The 17,845-nt window shown below is 35.5% G+C and carries 16 protein-coding genes; 9 read left to right on the top strand and 7 right to left on the bottom strand.

Annotated elements, in window-relative coordinates:
* Nucleotides 1–6 precede the first annotated feature (6 nt).
* The 3 genes from sufC to sufD all read left to right on the top strand — a co-directional run bounded on the left by sufC (nucleotide 7) and on the right by sufD (nucleotide 2,596).
* Nucleotides 7–753 carry a Fe-S cluster assembly ATPase SufC gene (gene sufC / locus B0A80_RS05650; RefSeq protein WP_017494567.1) on the top strand — a complete coding sequence of 249 codons (747 nt, stop codon included), beginning with the start codon at nucleotides 7–9 and terminating at the stop codon, nucleotides 751–753.
* A 39-nt stretch (nucleotides 754–792) separates the two neighbouring features.
* Entirely contained in the window at nucleotides 793–1,161 is a 369-nt protein-coding gene (locus B0A80_RS05645) for a four helix bundle protein (RefSeq protein ID WP_089076696.1), read from the top strand.
* A gap of 118 nt (nucleotides 1,162–1,279) precedes the next feature.
* The gene (gene sufD, locus B0A80_RS05640; RefSeq protein WP_017494565.1) at nucleotides 1,280–2,596 is read left to right on the top strand and encodes a Fe-S cluster assembly protein SufD; all 1,317 of its coding nucleotides are present in this window, start codon (nucleotides 1,280–1,282) and stop codon (nucleotides 2,594–2,596) included.
* A 105-nt stretch (nucleotides 2,597–2,701) separates the two neighbouring features.
* On the opposite strand, the gene B0A80_RS05635 is transcribed toward sufD, so the two are convergent.
* Entirely contained in the window at nucleotides 2,702–4,051 is a 1,350-nt protein-coding gene (locus tag B0A80_RS05635) for a serine hydrolase domain-containing protein (RefSeq protein WP_089076695.1), read from the bottom strand.
* Between the two features lie 220 nt (nucleotides 4,052–4,271).
* Here B0A80_RS05635 and B0A80_RS05630 point away from each other — a divergent pair, with 220 nt between their 5' ends.
* The 6 genes from B0A80_RS05630 to B0A80_RS05605 all read left to right on the top strand — a co-directional run bounded on the left by B0A80_RS05630 (nucleotide 4,272) and on the right by B0A80_RS05605 (nucleotide 8,372).
* Nucleotides 4,272–5,486, top strand: a complete 1,215-nt coding sequence (locus B0A80_RS05630; protein ID WP_089076694.1) for an aminotransferase class V-fold PLP-dependent enzyme — start codon at nucleotides 4,272–4,274, stop codon at nucleotides 5,484–5,486.
* An 83-nt stretch (nucleotides 5,487–5,569) separates the two neighbouring features.
* Nucleotides 5,570–5,923 (top strand): hypothetical protein, encoded by a 354-nt coding sequence (locus B0A80_RS05625; RefSeq protein ID WP_233430714.1) that lies wholly within the window; start codon nucleotides 5,570–5,572, stop codon nucleotides 5,921–5,923.
* Between the two features lie 2 nt (nucleotides 5,924–5,925).
* Nucleotides 5,926–6,351: a SufE family protein gene (locus B0A80_RS05620; protein WP_070906141.1), complete on the top strand. Its 426-nt coding sequence runs from the start codon at nucleotides 5,926–5,928 to the stop codon at nucleotides 6,349–6,351.
* A gap of 87 nt (nucleotides 6,352–6,438) precedes the next feature.
* Complete coding sequence (locus B0A80_RS05615; RefSeq protein WP_017494560.1) at nucleotides 6,439–6,762, top strand: SUF system Fe-S cluster assembly protein; 324 nt, start codon at nucleotides 6,439–6,441, stop codon at nucleotides 6,760–6,762.
* 69 nt (nucleotides 6,763–6,831) lie between these two features.
* Nucleotides 6,832–7,341: a DUF2480 family protein gene (locus B0A80_RS05610; protein ID WP_089076692.1), complete on the top strand. Its 510-nt coding sequence runs from the start codon at nucleotides 6,832–6,834 to the stop codon at nucleotides 7,339–7,341.
* An 80-nt stretch (nucleotides 7,342–7,421) separates the two neighbouring features.
* Complete coding sequence (locus B0A80_RS05605) at nucleotides 7,422–8,372, top strand: DUF3078 domain-containing protein (protein WP_089076691.1); 951 nt, start codon at nucleotides 7,422–7,424, stop codon at nucleotides 8,370–8,372.
* A 41-nt stretch (nucleotides 8,373–8,413) separates the two neighbouring features.
* Here the strand turns inward: B0A80_RS05605 and hflX are convergent, their stop codons facing one another.
* From hflX to B0A80_RS05575, 6 genes are all read right to left on the bottom strand, one after another.
* Nucleotides 8,414–9,643, bottom strand: a complete 1,230-nt coding sequence (gene hflX, locus B0A80_RS05600; protein WP_017494557.1) for a GTPase HflX — start codon at nucleotides 9,641–9,643, stop codon at nucleotides 8,414–8,416.
* 173 nt (nucleotides 9,644–9,816) lie between these two features.
* Nucleotides 9,817–10,686: a hypothetical protein gene (locus tag B0A80_RS05595; RefSeq protein ID WP_017494556.1), complete on the bottom strand. Its 870-nt coding sequence runs from the start codon at nucleotides 10,684–10,686 to the stop codon at nucleotides 9,817–9,819.
* 138 nt (nucleotides 10,687–10,824) lie between these two features.
* Entirely contained in the window at nucleotides 10,825–12,174 is a 1,350-nt protein-coding gene (locus tag B0A80_RS05590; protein WP_089076690.1) for a DUF5689 domain-containing protein, read from the bottom strand.
* 20 nt (nucleotides 12,175–12,194) lie between these two features.
* On the bottom strand, nucleotides 12,195–15,032 hold the full coding sequence (locus tag B0A80_RS05585; protein WP_089076689.1) for a carboxypeptidase-like regulatory domain-containing protein: 2,838 nt from the start codon (nucleotides 15,030–15,032) through the stop codon (nucleotides 12,195–12,197).
* Between the two features lie 239 nt (nucleotides 15,033–15,271).
* A complete protein-coding gene (locus B0A80_RS05580) occupies nucleotides 15,272–16,489 on the bottom strand; it encodes an MFS transporter (RefSeq protein ID WP_081603498.1) in 1,218 nt (405 codons plus the stop codon).
* A 265-nt stretch (nucleotides 16,490–16,754) separates the two neighbouring features.
* Entirely contained in the window at nucleotides 16,755–17,795 is a 1,041-nt protein-coding gene (locus B0A80_RS05575) for a Gfo/Idh/MocA family oxidoreductase (RefSeq protein ID WP_089076688.1), read from the bottom strand.
* Nucleotides 17,796–17,845: the final 50 nt, after the last annotated feature.

Below are 17,845 nucleotides of genomic sequence, written 5' to 3'. Positions count from 1 at the left end.
AAGACAATGTTATCAATAAAAAACCTTCACGCCTCAATTGGTGATAAAGAAATCCTTAAAGGAATTAATATAGAAGTAAAAGCTGGCGAAGTACACGCTATCATGGGACCAAACGGTTCAGGAAAAAGTACACTTTCGGCTGTAATTGCCGGAAACGAAAACTATGAAGTTACTGACGGAGAAGTTTTCCTTGACGGAGAAGATCTTGCTGATCTTGCTCCTGAAGAAAGAGCACACAAAGGAGTTTTCCTTTCTTTTCAATATCCTGTAGAAATTCCGGGAGTTAGCGTAACTAACTTCATGAAAACTGCCATCAATGAAACTCGTAAAGCAAACGGTCAGGAAGAAATGCCTGCAAACGAAATGCTAAAAGTGATTCGTGAGAAATCTGAATTGTTAGAAATCGACCGTAAATTTCTGTCACGTTCTCTTAACGAAGGATTTTCCGGAGGAGAGAAAAAAAGAAATGAGATTTTTCAAATGGCAATGCTAGAGCCAAAATTAGCCATCCTTGACGAAACAGATTCGGGTCTTGATATTGATGCCCTTAGAATTGTTGCCAATGGTGTTAACAAATTGAAAAGCGAGAAAAACGCCATCATCGTAATCACGCACTACCAACGTTTATTAGACTATATTGTTCCGGATTTCGTTCACGTTCTTTACAACGGAAGAATCGTAAAATCTGGAGGAAAAGAACTAGCCTACGAATTGGAAGAAAAAGGATACGACTGGATTAAAGCGGAGAATTAATACCGTCATAAAGTCGAAAGTCATAAAGTCGAAAAAAACATGAGTAAGTTTAAATCTTTTGAAGAAATAAATTCATGGCAGAAATCCAGAGTCTTCAATAAGAAAATATATTTGATTACTGAAAATTCTAATTTCAAAAAAGACTTTGATTTTGTTAGACAAATTAGACGTGCATCACTTTCTATATCATCAAATATAGCAGAAGGTTTTGAGAGAAATACTGATAAAGAGTTTGTCTACTTTTTATATGTAGCCAAAGCATCCGCAGGAGAAGTTAGATCTCAATTGTATTTAGCTTTTGATTTAGAATATATTATAAAAGAAGAATTTGAAATACTTTTAGAATCGGTAACAGAAATATCGAAACTATTAAGCGGTTTCATAAAATATTTGAGTCAAAAGTCATAAAGTCGAAAGTTGTAAAGTCTTTTTAGACTCAACTTAATTTATGATTTTTTCACAAAAATAGTCGACAATCCAAAGTCTTTCGACTTTCGACTTTCGACTTTAAGACTAAACAAGAAAAATGGATTTAAAAGAAAAATTAGTATCGTCTTTTATGGCTTTTGAAGAGCGTGTCGATGTACATTCAGATTTGCATGACATTCGCACCAAAGCACTAAAAAACTTTGAAAATAAAGGTTTCCCAACCAAAAAGGAAGAAGCTTGGAAATACACATCGTTAAACGCCATCTTAAAAAATGACTTTACGGTTTTTCCTAAGCAGGAAAGTGCAATCGAATTTAATCAGGTAAAGAAATATTTTTTACATGAAATCGACACTTATAAATTAGTGTTCATCGATGGTGTTTTTAGCTCGCATTTGTCTTCAACTACACATGACGGAATCGATGTTTGCTTAATGTCTTCGGCATTGACCAAACCAAAATATAAAATGATCATTGATACCTACTTCAATCAGATTGCAAGTAAAGACGATAGTTTGACTTCGTTAAATACTGCCTTTGCAAGTGAAGGAGCTTTCATCAATATCCCAAAAAAGAAAGTAGCCGACAAACCTATTGAAATTATGTATTTCTCTACAGGTAATGAAGCTGCATTAATGGTTCAGCCTAGAAATCTGATTATTGTTGGTGAAAACTCACATGTTCAGATTATCGAGCGTCACCAAAGTTTGAATGAGAATCCCGTTCTGACCAATTCGGTTACAGAGATTTTCGCTCAAAAACGTGCCATTGTTGATTATTATAAAATTCAAAACGACAATAGCGAAGCGAATTTAGTAGACAACACTTACGTTTCTCAACAACAGGAAAGTCATGCTTATGTTCATACCTTTTCATTTGGAGGAAACCTAACGCGTAATAACTTAAACTTTTATCATTTTGGTGAAAGACTGACAAGTACACTTAACGGAATCTCGATCCTAAACGACAAACAGCACGTTGATCATTATACTTTAGTGAATCACGCAACGCCAAATTGCGAAAGTTTCCAGGATTATAAAGGAATTTTCTCTGATCGTTCAACAGGAGTTTTCAACGGAAAAGTTTTAGTAGAGAAAGAAGCTCAAAAAACAAATGCTTTTCAAAAAAGCAACAACATTTTATTGAGTGACAAAGCTACGATCAACGCCAAGCCGCAATTGGAAATTTTTGCCGATGACGTAAAATGTTCTCACGGTTGTACAGTTGGACAATTAGACGAAACAGCAATGTTCTACATGCAGTCACGCGGAATCCCGAAAAAAGAAGCAAAAGCATTATTGATGTACGCCTTCTCAAATGCCGTAATTGAAAGCATTAAAATACCGGAATTAAAACAACGAATTACTAAAATCATCGCTACAAAATTAGGCGTTAATTTAGGATTTGATTTGTAAAATGATTTTACCGAAAGGTTCGCAAGGAGTTATACAAAGTTCGCAGGGTTTAGTTTTAAACTTTGCGAACTTTGCGCTTTTTACTTGGCATCTTTGCGGTTAAATTTATTTTTTTATTGAAGAAATAACCTCCTTCAAAAATTCATTAAAATCAAAATAATGATCTCCTTCATTCACTCCCATCCTAACAATTACCATATCCAAAGATGGAATAATCGCTACCATTTGTCCCTGATAGCCATTACAATAAAACATATCACGAGGCGCATCGGGAAACTTCCCTCCGGCATTTAACCAAAACTGCGCTCCATAACCTCCATTTGAAGTATTCGTTGGAGTTGCGGTATATTTTACCCAGCTTTCCTCTAAGACCTGCTCTCCGTTCCAGTTTCCCTTATGTAAATACAGCAGTCCGAATTTTGACCAGTCTCTCGCTGTTGCCCACGCATAAGAAGATCCTACAAAAATTCCCGACATATCCTGCTCTACAATCATCGAGTTCATCCCAATTTTATCAATCAAGGCACTGTACCAGAAATCAAGATACTCCTGTTGTGTCTTAAACTGACCTCTTAAAATTCGGCACAATAGATTAGTGGTTCCCGAAGAGTAATACCAATGTGTATTAGGTTTAAATTTAGCGGGTTTATCCATTTGCACTTTCCCCATATCTTCTGCCTGAAAAAGCATTTCTGTCGCATCACAAATTTTAGTATAATCTTCCTCCCATTCTAAACCTGAGTTCATATGAAGCAAATCATTAACGGTAATATTTTTACGATCGTCATTTCGCCATTCCGCAATCGGAGCAGGTTTATAAATGTCAATTTTTCGTTGTTTCGCTAAAACGCCAAAAGCCGAACTGGTGATACTTTTAGTCATCGACCATCCTAAAATTTTACTGTCTTTATTAAAACCGGTATCGTATTTTTCAGCAATTAATTTGTCTTTATATACCACTACCACGGCACGCGAACGTTTATTCTTTTGGCCTTTTACATCAAACGAACCGTCCACAGCCTTTTTCAGTTTGGCATAGTCAATATTTGAAAAAGTGGTATCCTTTGGTTCTTTATTCCCATAAGGAAAAGAAAGATTGTTAACCAATTTTGTTCTTTTTGGAAGCAGGTAGGGCTTCGAAATATCATAATCATTGTCAATCAAAGTAGCGCCCAGTCCTTCTCTGTAAATTGCTTTTCTTTCTTTCAATCCATAAACTGTAGAAACAGCAAACTTACCGGCATCATCAATAGTATTCTCCGCTAAATCAATCATGTGGATATCATTATCCGTTTTTTCGATTAATTCCTTCGAACGATTGTCAATAAAATGACCTGATGCAACACTCTTAGCCGAGAAGCCTGAAATCAAATCCAGTTTGGGATAAGTAGTAAAACCGAAATACAAAAAGGCAAGAACTAAAACAAGTACAAGTAATTTAAGAATTCTTTTCATATGACTAATGCTATTTTTAATGCAATATAAATAATTTACCATCAAGATTATACAACTTATTCCAGAAATAAAATTCATGAAATATAAAAAAATGACTCAATTTTTAAAGAATCTACAAGCAACCGTTCAATTGATAGCATCATAAAAGGAAATTATAGTTTTAATGGATAAACCCATTTTGTTTTAGTACTTTTGTAGGTAGAATTTTTCTAAATAAGACATGTTAGACATCCAAAAAATAAGAGCTGATTTTCCGATACTTTCAGAAAAAGTGAACGGAAAACCTTTAGTATATTTCGACAACGGCGCAACTTCACAAAAACCACAAGTTGTGATTGATGCGATCGCAAAGTATTATCAGGAAATAAATGCCAACATTCATCGTGGTGTTCATACTTTAAGCCAATTGGCGACTGATGCTTACGAAATTTCAAGAGTAAAAATCCAACATCATATCAATGCGAAATTCTCGCACGAAGTACTTTTTACTTCCGGAACAACTCACGGAATTAACTTAGTAACCAATGGTTTTGCTTCTATTTTAAAACCCGGAGATGAAGTTATTGTTTCTTCATTAGAGCATCACAGTAACATCGTGCCTTGGCAAATGTTATGCGAGAAAACAGGAGCAACTCTTAAAGTTATTCCAATGAATGAAGAAGGTGAACTAATAATAGATGCTTATGATGCCTTATTGTCGGAAAAGACAAAAGTGGTAACGGTAAACCATATCTCGAACGCATTGGGAATTATCAATCCGATCAAATACATGATCGAAAAGGCTCATGCTGTTGGCGCTGCTGTTTTGATCGATGGTGCACAGGCCGTTCCACATTTAAAACCTGATGTTCAGGATTTAGATTGTGATTTTTATGCTTTTTCAGGGCATAAAATGTGCGGACCAACGGGAACCGGAATTCTTTATGGAAAAGAAGAATGGCTGAATAAATTACCTCCCTATCAAGGTGGCGGTGAAATGATCAAAGAAGTTACTTTCGAGAAAACGACTTATGCCGATTTACCTCATAAATTTGAAGCAGGAACTCCTAATATTGCGGGTGGAATTGTTCTAGGAACGGCTGTTGATTATTTGAACCATATTGGTTTTCATAACATTCATCAGCACGAAACACATTTATTACAGCACGCAACCAAACGTTTATTAGAAATCGAAGGATTGAAAATTTACGGAACCGGAAAAAATAAAGCTTCCGTGATTTCGTTTAATATTGATGGAATTCATCCGTACGATATTGGTTCCATTATCGACAAACTGGGAATCGCAGTGAGAACCGGACATCATTGTGCGCAGCCAATCATGAATTTTTTCTGCATTCCGGGAACGATCCGTGCTTCATTTTCTTTTTACAATACCAAAGAAGAAATTGACATAATGGTTGAGGCCATTAAAAAAGCGAAAGCTATGTTAAGCTAAAAAAATCTTTTATGAGGATATTATCTTTGTTGCTCTTAACCTTTTTTATTGGAACAAGCTGTTCCAGCCAAAAAAAAGCCGACATGAAAGCTACCGAAATTGAATACTCTGCAGTTTCCCGAGGCACTTACAAAGTAATCGTGGTACAGAATAAAACAGTTTCAGTAACCAATGGCCGCAATGCTCAACCGATAGAGAGCAAAATAGATGATTTCAAATGGAAGCAGATTGTAGCTGAATTTTCAAAAATCAATCTCAAAACTATTCCGGACTTAAAAGGCCCAACACAAAAACGCTTTCATGATGGAGCTGCTCTGGGAAATTTAAAAGTCACTCAGAATCAGAAAATATATGAAACTCAGGGTTTCGACGATGGATACCCTCCAAAAGAGATAGAAAATTTGGTAAATTTGCTACTGGATTTTACGAAAAAATAATTATGACGATAAAAGAAATACAAAACGAAATAATCGACGAATTTTCAATGTTTGATGACTGGATGCAACGTTACGAGTACATCATCGAATTAGGAAAAAGTCTTCCGTTAATCAAAGAAGAATATAAAACCGACGACAATTTAATCAAAGGATGTCAGTCTAAAGTTTGGCTGCAAGGGGAACAAAAAGAAGACAGCATTGTCTTTACTGCCGATAGTGATGCCATCCTGACTAAAGGTATTATCGCGATTTTAATTCGTACATTCTCCAATCAAAAAGCATCCGATATTTTAAGTGCCGATGTTGATTTTATTGACGAAATTGGTCTAAAAGAACATTTATCTGCAACACGTGCGAATGGTTTAGTATCGATGATTAAAAACATCAAAATGTACGCATTGGCTTTTGATGCAAAAAATAAAAATTAAATCATTAAGACATTAAGTTTCGTAAAGGCTTATACTTAACATCTTAATGGTAAAACAAAAAACTTACGTTGAAAAACAAAAAATAAAATGGAACAAGAAATAGACACAAACGAATTAGGAGAATCTATCGTAAAGGTTTTAAAAGGCATTTACGATCCGGAAATTCCTGTAGACATATACGAGCTGGGATTGATTTACGATGTAATGGTCAACACCGATTACGAAGTAAAAATCTTAATGACTTTAACTTCTCCAAACTGCCCTGTCGCAGAAAGTTTGCCAAGAGAAGTAGAAGAAAAAGTAAAAACAATTGAAAACATAAAAGATGTTGATGTTGAAATTACTTTCGATCCGCCATGGAGCAAAGACTTAATGAGCGAAGAAGCAAAATTAGAATTAGGAATGCTTTAATATTTGTTTCAAGTTTCAAGTTTCAAGTTACTCAACTTGAAACTTGAAACCTGAAACCAAAATTTTCTTATGGAAGAAATCATCAATAAAGTTGCCAATAGTGCCTTGGAGGTTTTTGATCTTGAAGATTATTACCCAAATGGAGCACGTGTGCAAATCGATATATCACAATGGCTTTTAGAAGGTTTTTTATTAAAGGAAAAAGACTTTAGAGAGCATTTAAAAAATCACGACTGGTCGCAATATCAAGATCAATATGTGGCTATAAACTGCAGTACAGATGCAATTGTACCTGCCTGGTCTTCTATTCTGGTTGCAATCCATTTGGCTCCATATGCTAAAAAAGTGGTGAACGGGACTATAGAAGATCTCGAAGCAAGCTTATACGAAGAAATATTAAGCAAACTGGATTACACTCCCTATAAAGGTAAACCTGTTATCGTAAAAGGCTGTTCCCGTAAACCTGTACCTACCCGTGCATACATTTTAGCAGCAACCTATTTACAGCCTTTTGCAAGAAGTATCATGTATGGCGAGGCTTGTTCGGCGGTACCCTTATACAAAGAACCAAAGAAATAACACCCCTTACCAACTGCATCCCATAAGGCTTTTTAACGATTATTTAGTATATTTGTTCTTACACATTTAAACCAGATATCATGAAAAAGCTAGCGTTATTACTTCTTATTTTAGCAAACTTTACTTTTGTTCATGCGCAAAATTCAGAAAAGGAACTGATCCAGAATACTGAAAAAGCAGTAAAAAAAATAAATGATACTATAGAAGATGAAGGATGGAAGGCAAAAGGTACTGTGTCTCTTTTACTGAATCAATCGAGCTTTAACAATTGGGTTGCCGGGGGCGAAGACAGCTTCTCCGGAACTTTAGGAATCAATTATGACTTTAATTATAAAAAAGACGATCTCACCTGGGACAACAAAATTCTGGCTTCGTATGGTCTTTTGCAAACTAAAAATGCCGATTTCGAAAAAAAGACTGATGACCGTTTAGAATTTAATTCAATTGCAGGAAAGAAAGCTTTTGGAGATTGGTATTATTCTTTCTTTCTAAATTTCAGAACCCAATTTACAACTGGTTATCTTTATGGGAAGGATGTAAACGGGAAGGAAATCCGAACTGAAAACACCAAGTTTATGTCTCCGGGGTATCTAACTACAGGACCTGGTATTTACTGGTCTAAAACGGAGAATCTAAAAATAAACTTTGCTCCTCTAACTTCAAAATTTACTTTTGTAGACCGCGCTTATACTTCGGGAATTGATCAGGCAACCGGGCTTCCTTATGTAGACGGAGCCTACTTTGGAGTAGATGCTAATAAAAGTATGTTATACGAACTCGGGTTTTATGCTTCGGTTTATTACAAATTGGCTATTATGACCAACATAACTGCCGAGAATACCCTGAATTTGTATTCTAACTATTTAAGAGATCCGCAAAATGTAGATATCAACTATTCGTTGAATGTTATTATGAAAGTTAACAAATTTCTATCGGCAAACTTATCCTTTCAGGCCATCTATGACGATAATGCTTTCAGTGGATTCCAAACCAGACAAGTGTTTGGCGTAGGAATAAATTTCGGCTTCTAATAAAAATCAAAACGGCTTTTGATTACTCAAAAGCCGTTTTTTTATTCTTCTTCTTTTTCGATTGCATCTTTATAATCCGGATACAAAAACTTATTATACGGAAATCTGGTGATATGAATCTGGCGGACTGCCTCGTAAACCATTTCTCTGAATTCTTCAAAATTCTGTTTTTGTGTTGCAGAGATAAACAGTGTTTTATCTTCTCCAACATTACTCATCCAGGTCTGTTTCCATTCCTCAAGAGTATAATGTCTTCTTGTTCTCTCCGTAATTAAATCATCTTCATCAATCGTCAAATGTTTGTAGGCATCAATTTTATTAAAAACCATAATAGTTGGTTTGTCATTACTCTTAATCTCTAACAAAGTTTGATTTACCGATTCGATATGGTCTTCAAAATCAGGGTGTGAAATATCTACAACATGCAATAATAAATCGGCTTCACGCACCTCATCAAGTGTACTTTTAAACGAATCTACCAGTTGTGTTGGCAATTTTCTAATAAAACCTACGGTATCTGATAATAAGAACGGTAAGTTTTTAATCACTACTTTTCGAACAGTGGTATCTAAAGTTGCGAATAATTTATTTTCAACAAAAACATCACTTTTACCAATCGCATTCATAAGGGTCGATTTTCCAACATTGGTATATCCTACCAATGCCACACGAACCATCGCACCGCGATTACTGCGCTGAATGCTCATTTGTTTGTCGATGGTCTTGATTTTATCCTTTAATAACGAAATTCGGTCACGCACGATACGTCTGTCCGTTTCGATCTCGGTTTCTCCCGGACCACGCATACCAATACCCCCTTTTTGACGCTCAAGGTGCGTCCATAAACCTGAAAGTCTGGGCAGTAAATATTGACATTGTGCCAACTCAACCTGTGTTCTTGCATAAGAGGTCTCTGCTCTTTGTGCAAAAATATCCAGAATTAAATTCGTTCGGTCTAAAATTTTACAATCAATAATTCTGGAAATATTCTTTTGTTGTGATGGTGATAATTCGTCATCAAAAATCAACGTCGATATATTGTTTTCTTTTACAAAAAGATTGATTTCATCTATTTTTCCTGTCCCTACAAAAGTCTTCGGATTTGGACGTTCCATTTTTTGAGAAAAGCGCTTAATCACTTCACCTCCAGCGGTAAAAGTCAAAAACTCTAATTCATCCAGATATTCGTTAAGTTTTTCTTCACTTTGATTTTGAGTTATAATACCTACAATGGCTGTTCTCTCAAAATTTATAACTTCTTTTTCTAACATAGCTTTGAATAAGGTGCAAATTTAATGATTTGTAAGGTACTAACCCTTATAGAACTTGTTTTTTAAACCGTATTTGAAAAATTACCCTATTCTTTAAAAATCCAAATCCCAAATTCCAATTGTTAATCGAAGTTTGGGATTTGGGATTTGATTTTTCAGTTTTAAAATTTACGTTACTCGTAAATAAAAGTCTTTTCTGTTTTTACAATTCCATTCTCCTCTATCTGAGAACAAGAGATTGGAAAGTTCAACTTATTGTATTTGTATTTTCTGCTCACTCCGACCAAGACAGTAGAGGAAGGGCTAAAAACAATTTCGTTATTAGGGGAGATGGATTCAAAGCTAAATTCTTCCTCATGATAGGAGATCATAGGTACAATCACTTTATAATTGTCTCCAAATAAGCTTTTAACAATTAAAACATCAACAGAGTTTTTATCATCAAAAATAAAACTTTTCGAAATTTTATCTCCTACCAAACCTTTATGCTTTATGACATTATCGTTGAAGTAAACATATTCAATTTTACCAATGATGGCTTTATTTCTGTCTCGAGAAGTACGTCGCACAATAGCACCGTTTTCAACAATATACTCGATATCATCAACTAAGTTCTGGTGATTAGTGCTCTTTTTGGTAATTACCTTTACTCTGGCTCCTTCGTAGGTAAAAGTTACTACCTTGGTAATATAATCGTTGCCTTCCTGGTATTTTTTAACAAACTTCGTAATGTTATTGTCGGCATCATACGTATAATTCACAACTTCTTTCCAGTCACTTCCTACCTTATCTTTAACCGTCATATCCAATAGTCCTTTGGTATTGTAAAAGAAATGCTGAATGACATCTGAAGTAGTAATGGTTTGTATTTTTCCGTCTTTAAAAACAACTGTTTTGTTTACAATTTCACCATCTTTAGAATTCTGGTAATTTGTTTTTACAATATTAATTTGTTTCAGTCTCACAGGTTTAGCATCCTGATTCTGACTATGTACTAAACACGGGAAAACCATCATGATGATGGCAAGAAAATAGATTTTCATAGTGGTATTTGTATTGATTTGGGGTGACCAAAATACAAAATTCTATTAAAATCTAACCGTTTAAATCTCAAAAACAATACCGTATTAAATTATCGTCTAAAAATCAACACCTTAACTGAATCTCTATTAAAAACAGCCTTATTTTTCAGCAAAAATTCTAACATCATCAACCATAAAAGCGCCATTCAAAGTTTTATCCTTACCCGAACCTAGGTATTTAAATGCAATATTAATACTCCCTGAATAGGAAGATAAATCAATTGCTCCGGAACTGATAAAAACCCGGGACGGTGTTGACAATGACGGAAATTTTGCTGTTAGTTTTGTCCATTTTGCTTTGGTTACACTAGAACCATCGAAATTAGTTGAAACATAGACTTCAAGCACATTTGATGGCGAATCAATCTTTAAGTCGTGCTGTGCGCTTCTAAAGGATAATACTGCACTTTTATAACCGCTCAAATTGATTTTGGGAGTAACCATCCAGGCAACATTTTCAGCTGCGGTTGTACTTGTAGTATTAAACTCTGCATAACCGTTTCCGGCATACAGCATGCTCTCCCATAATTTCGAAGCTTTCTCAACAATGTTACTCCAACCCGGCAAAGTGAAATTCACATTATTTTTCACGGATTGAAAATCTTCCACAAAAATCGGAATATCTCTTTTTCCGTTCATTTCCAGATCTTTTTCTGATCTGCTCATTAGTTGATAATCTGATCCGTATTTGGTCAAAACTCCTCTCACTTTTCCGCTCCCTTCCGGTACCAATTTATTAGCAAAACCAGCATAACTGCTTGTTCTGAAAATAATCTGATTGCCACTTTTATCCTGAAGGTTCCAATTTGTCGAACCTCCTACATTGTTAGACTCTTCAAAATAATGACGGCCAATCGCTTCTTCCGCAAACTGGACTCCGCTTAACTCCACCAGCGTATTAAGCTTATCATCATTTAGCGCTTCTTCTACAGAAATTACTTGCACCAGCTTACTTTCATCCATTATTGTACAAGACCCGTTAAGTACAGTTTTATAATCGGTCTGCGAAATTCTGCCAATCATTGGATCTCCCGAATTGCTTACTGACAAACTTCCGATACGCAAACCACCAAAATATAAATCTGTAAACTGATTCTTTAATTTGATATACACTTTATTCCCTACCCGAAAATCGATATAGGTGTTGGTAACATCAACCGCAATACTAAATCCTATTGCCGGTGTTTCATCCGTTGCAATAGTTTGCAGGAAAAGTATCTTAAAGAAATTTCCTCCCTCATCGCTTGACACTACGTAAGCCTCAATAGCATCATCGTAGCCATATTGTTTCGGAACAGGCCCTGAAAAATCTTTGACTTTCTGAACCTTTTGATTAATGACTAAATTCGGTTGTGTACATTCTAGTTTTGGAATTTCAGCTTCATTATTGCAGCTGTAAATTATCAGCAGCAAGAATACATAACCGAAAACTAATAATCTATTTTTCATTTCAAATTGGTTTTAAAATTTTACAAACTCATTGTCAGGTTCACAAAATAAGTTCTTCCATATCCATAATAATATTTAGAACCAAATGAGGGTGTTCCACTAGAAACATCCTGATTGAGAGCTCTGAAATTAGCATTTCGGGCTTGTTCAAAACCACCTGTTTTGAACACCGCATTCAGAACATTATTAACACTCCAGAAAAGCCCGATATATTTGTGAGCGATACGCCAGGACTTTCCTCCTGTAATATTTAATAATGAAACCGGATTAAATTTTTCCTGTTTCAGTAAAGCAGCTGTCCGTTCTTCTGTCGCTTCCGGAAAGAGGTGACCATTCACGGCGTTTACATAAAACCGATTGGTCCGTGCAATTGGCGAAACGTCAATATAAGCTTCGGACAAATAATTAATATTCGCTCCCAGCCACCAAAATTTAGGATCTCTGTATTCTAATCCAATCGAATAAGCTTGTTGGGGCATGCCCGCTTGTTTGTAGTTTTTAAGATAGGATTTTCCAAAATCAAAAATGGTCTGGGTACCGTCTTCTGCCACATTTGCATCGTTAGTTATAGATACATTAGGATTACTGCTATAGACATAATTACCGTATGCTGCAGATGAAGTCACTTTTAAAGTTGATGAAATTTGCCATTCAAGACTAAATTCCATACCAATATTTTTCTTGTCCAGATGCGTTAAAGTCTGACTAACAAATGCATCCGTATTGTTATAAGCTGCCCCCTGATCAAAAATTCCTTCAGCGAAGAAAAAGGAAGTTCGGGTCGTATTTTTAATCAATGAATAATAAATTGTAGAACGAATTTTAAAATTTGGAGAACGAAAAACATAGTTTCCTTCGGCACTACTTATACTTTCATTTTCAATTCCGTCGACTATTGAATTATTCAATCTGGAATTTAAAAACGTGTTTCGTAAGGATGGTGCTCTGCTAAGATGCATTCCGTTAAAAAACAGCCATTGTTTTCCTGAAATTTTATAGGTCAGACCTACTTTAAAACCAAAATTTTCAAAATTCACCTTGTTACTTTTTCCAAGTGATGATGTTGGATAAATCCCATTTTGATACAATCCTTCTCTCTGGTAATTGGAAACAGAATAAGACTGTCCTAAATAAAAATCTGTTTTATTATAACTGAATTTAAACTGTGTGAAAGCATCAATTGTGGTCGCAAAAAGATTATAATTGTAACCATAAATATCTCCTTCTTTTACCTCACGATTTGGATTTTGTAAATCAGACTGTGCTTGATTGCCTTGGTAAAACGCATCAATGTCTTCAAAATATTGCCCTCCCAACAAATCTAAAAGATATTGAAACTGATGTGACTTTAAATTTCTGAAAGTAATTCCTCCATCAAAAGCAGTATTCTCTGTTAATTGCATATTCAGATTTGAATTTGCGGCTAGGGTCTTATCATCTGTTCGGTCTTCGTATAAAACATAATGACTTTGTGCGGGTTCAAATCCGCTAATTGTTCCATCAGCATTTAAAATTGGTTTCTGATTGGCACGATATAATTCATCCCAATTGATTTGGCGATCTTCGAGAAAATTTACTTTTGCCTTTTCTGCACTTATAAAATCGGGGGTGAAATCTCCTGAAAACTCCCCTTTATCTTTTCCGTAGATTGAGGTATAATAACTGGGTAATTTTTGATAATACACCGGATCAGGACTGGGGGTGTTTTGATAGTCAATAGTACTGTTTCCTACCTGACCAAATTGATACATTAAACTGGAATTCAGATTTGTTTTCTCATTTATTTTGTAATAATGATTTAGCATCAATACCGGTTCTTCGACTCTTTTTACTCGCGCATTTCTCTTTTTCCCGTTTTGAAATCCCCAATAAGAATTGTATTTCTCATTGGTTAATTGGGTAACTTCATTTGTATTTGCCGAATTTTTCCCTCTTGAATTTGGCGTATAAAACCCTGTAAAGTTCAATGAATGGTTGTCATTCAGTTTCTTTTCTACACTAATAAAAAAAGATTCTGCTTTGAAATTTGTTCCGTCAAAATAACCTTCATCCGACCAGCGTTTTCCTGCTGAAAGTACATAAGCCCAACCGGAAGCATTCATTCCGGAAGCATAAGTAGCAATAGCCCGCCAATTGTAGGCTGTATTGCTCCCGGAAAAAGAAATCTGGCTACTTTTTCTGTACAATGAAGCACGTGTATTTATTTGCTGGGTTCCTAAAACTCCTCCAAAAGTATAATTTGAAGCCGCTGCTCCGACTGAAAATTCCTGATTTCGCAACACATTGTTCAAACCTCCCCAATTACCCCATTGCGGTCTTCCGTCGTAAATTTTATTCGTGACCATACCGTTAAGCATCATCGTCCCATTTTCGCTGTCCAGACCCCGAACTCTAAATCGGGCCTGTCCCCAATTGAAAGCTGAAGCTTGCATAAAAGCATCTCTTGAAGATTGCAAAAGACCTGAAGTCATTTCGGAAGAACTATTATCATCCAAAAAATCGCTGTCTAATAAGGTGATGAGTGCTGCCGGTGTCTCCTCTGAAAAATTATCTTCTAACGGTAAAATCCCCAGTTCAACCTTTTGACCCGGGTTCGATTGTATTTTTAAAAGAAGATCTTTATAGCCCTGACTGTGTATCCATAATAATTGTTCTCCCTTTATAGCAGAGTGTAATTCAAACTTTCCCTTTGCACCAGTTAATTGTGTTATGGAAGAATTTTGAATGTTTACCACAATATTTTCCAATGGATTTAGAGTCTTTGAGTCAACTATAGTTCCTGAAAAAGTGGTTTGTTCTTGCGCAAACAAAAGACTAATAGGCAATAAAACAAATAGTAACGTTCCTTTTTTTATCATGAAAACCCCAATTTACTTTTATAATTTTAGTTTTAGGATTGGATATTTTTAAAAACAAAAACATCCAATCTCTTACATCAAAAGATAAAATTGGTTTTTGGAAGAGATAAAAAATAATAAGCTAATACTCCTTATTTAGTTTCAGGATTCAAATATAAACAAAAAACAATAAGAAAGTATTTTCTTGTTAAATAAAATTTAACTTCAAAACAATCTCTCGCTTTTTTTTAGCGTACAAACTAAGAGGCTATCCTGATTTTGGAAACCATAAAAGCAATCAGAACTCCGAAAATTCCAATAAAAGCGAATGAAAACTGAAGTCCAAAAGTTTCAGCGATATGTCCGATAACCGGTGGTCCCATTAAGAACCCCAAAAAACTTACACTCGAAACAATAGTTAAAGCTTCTCCGGGTGGAACGGTCGGGTTTTTCCCTGCCATACTATAAACGGTAGGAACTATAGTGGCAACTCCTAAACCAACTGCCATAAAAGCAATGGTACAAGGTATAAGATAAGGAAGAAAAACGGCTGTAAAAAGTCCGGCAGAAATCATAACACCACTAATTTGCATCACACGTTCACGTCCAAATTTATTGATCAGACCGTCTCCCAGAAAACGTCCGCTTGCCATCATAATCATGAAGGAAGTATATCCTAAAATCACCAACGGACCGGGTGCTTTTACGATATCTTTAAAGTAAACTCCGCTCCAGTCGAACATTACACCTTCGCTTGCCATACTACAAAATCCAATCACTCCAAGCCAGATTAAAGCGCTGTCCGGTTTTACAAATAACTTCTTTTTCTCGTTCTTAACTTTGATTTTTTCTTTGGCTTTAATTAAAAACTTAAAGTTAAAAGCAATCATTATTAATACGATTCCCGCCACGATCAGGAAGTGATGAAGAGGACTTAGTTTTAAAGCCAGCATTCCCAACCCTACTAAAGCCCCGGTAAATCCGGCAAAACTCCACATGCCATGAAAAGACGACATGATTGTTTTCCTAAAAAGAACTTCGGTATAAACGCCTTGTGTATTGACCGCGATATTGGCCAGATTTCCAAACAATCCAAACAGAAATAATCCTAATGACAATTGTAAGGCGGTAGTAGCCAAACCTAAATTGGCCAGACATAAAACATACATGATTAAGGAAAGAATCAAAATTCGATGACTGCCAAATTTTGTAACCATCTTACCTGAGAATGGCATAATTAGTAATTGTCCCATTGGCAAAGCAAAAAGAATAGAACCAAGGTCTCCTTCGGTTAAATGCAATGCTGTTTTAATGTCCGGAATCCTGCTTGCCCAGGTCGCAAAACTTAAACCCATTCCAAAATAAAACATCCCAACAGCCAAACGAATTCGGTTCAGATAGGAGATTTTAGCTTCTCTGTAAGCTTTCTTAATTTTTCCTTTGGTTTGGAATAATGCTAATGGATTGAAGTCGATCAAAATAATTCGTTTTGGATTTAACACTATAAAAGTACTAAAAAGCTGCTTTATGACCTATAAAACCTGACTGTTACTCAATTTACAACGTTGTATGTTTATAATTTTTTTGAGGGACAAAGGTTCTGAAAAGCAAAGGCGCAAAGTTTTTTGTCGTTAACTACTTCTAATTGTTTTATTTTATAGACTATGATACTTCTTTTCAGATTTCAAGAATTAAAAAATCTGTGACAATCTGTTTTATCCGTCAAATCTGTGTGCAGCTTCACTACAAATTAATTACTTTTTGCTGCGTATGACTTGCGATTGCTGCTTCGATAATCTGCATTACTTTTACTCCGTCCTGTGCAGTAACCGGTTCTTTTTCATTCTTTACGATAGCCTCATAAACACCATCAAAGAAAGAAAAATAATTGCCCTGAAGCGTTGGAATTTTTTCCCTGATTACTTCTCCATCAATTTCGGTGTGTAAAAGGCCTTGTAAAACCTCTGATTCTGTACCCCAGGATTCCAGATTTGGCTTTTTACCTAATTTTAAATCATCTTCCTGAACATCTCCACGAGGTTTTAAAAATGATCCTTTTTTACCGTGAAGCACATAAGCAGGATTAGCTTCTCTCACAAAAAAACCGGCTTTTAAACGGACTCTGAAATTTTCATAAATCAACAATAGATCGATCCAGTCGTCCACCAAAGTATCCGCTCTGGTAAAACGAATGTCTCCAAAAACTGCATTTGGAGAACCAAACAAACAAACGGCCTGATCAATTAAATGCGGACCTAAATCTTTCAGGATTCCGGCACCATCATTTACAGTTTCTTTATGTGCTTTAGGACTTAATAACGGATTGTATCGGTCAAAATGAAATTCAGCTTCGATCAAATCTCCTAAAACCCCATCACCAATTACTTTTTGAACCGTTTTAAAATCACTGTCCCATCTTCTGTTTTGAAAAACGGCTAATTTCAGTCCTTTTTCTTTTGCAATTGCAGCCAGTTCCTGAGCTTCGGCTACTGTTGTGGTAAACGCTTTTTCAACTACAGCATGTTTTCCGCTCAAAAGTACTTGTTTCGCATATTCATAATGCGTTCCCACGGGTGTGTTTACAATCACCAAATCGACATCATCCGCCAACAAGTCTTCGATCGAGGCATAACTTTTTACAGCCGGATAATCCTGCTGAATGAGTTTTTTGCTTCTTTCCCAGGAGCCCAATAATTCAAACCCTGGGTGTATATTTAAAAATGGAGCATGAAACACCTTCCCTGACATTCCATATGATAATAGTGCTGTTTTTATTTTTTGCATTTTGTGTTTAGTTTTTTGCCACAGATTATTATGATTAAAAAGGATTTTAT

Origin of the sequence: Flavobacterium tructae (assembly GCF_002217475.1) — a bacterium.
In the GTDB taxonomy this organism is placed as follows: domain Bacteria; phylum Bacteroidota; class Bacteroidia; order Flavobacteriales; family Flavobacteriaceae; genus Flavobacterium; species Flavobacterium tructae.
Note: the sequence above shows the minus strand (reverse complement) of the source record. Positions and strands in the feature narration are given on the sequence as shown.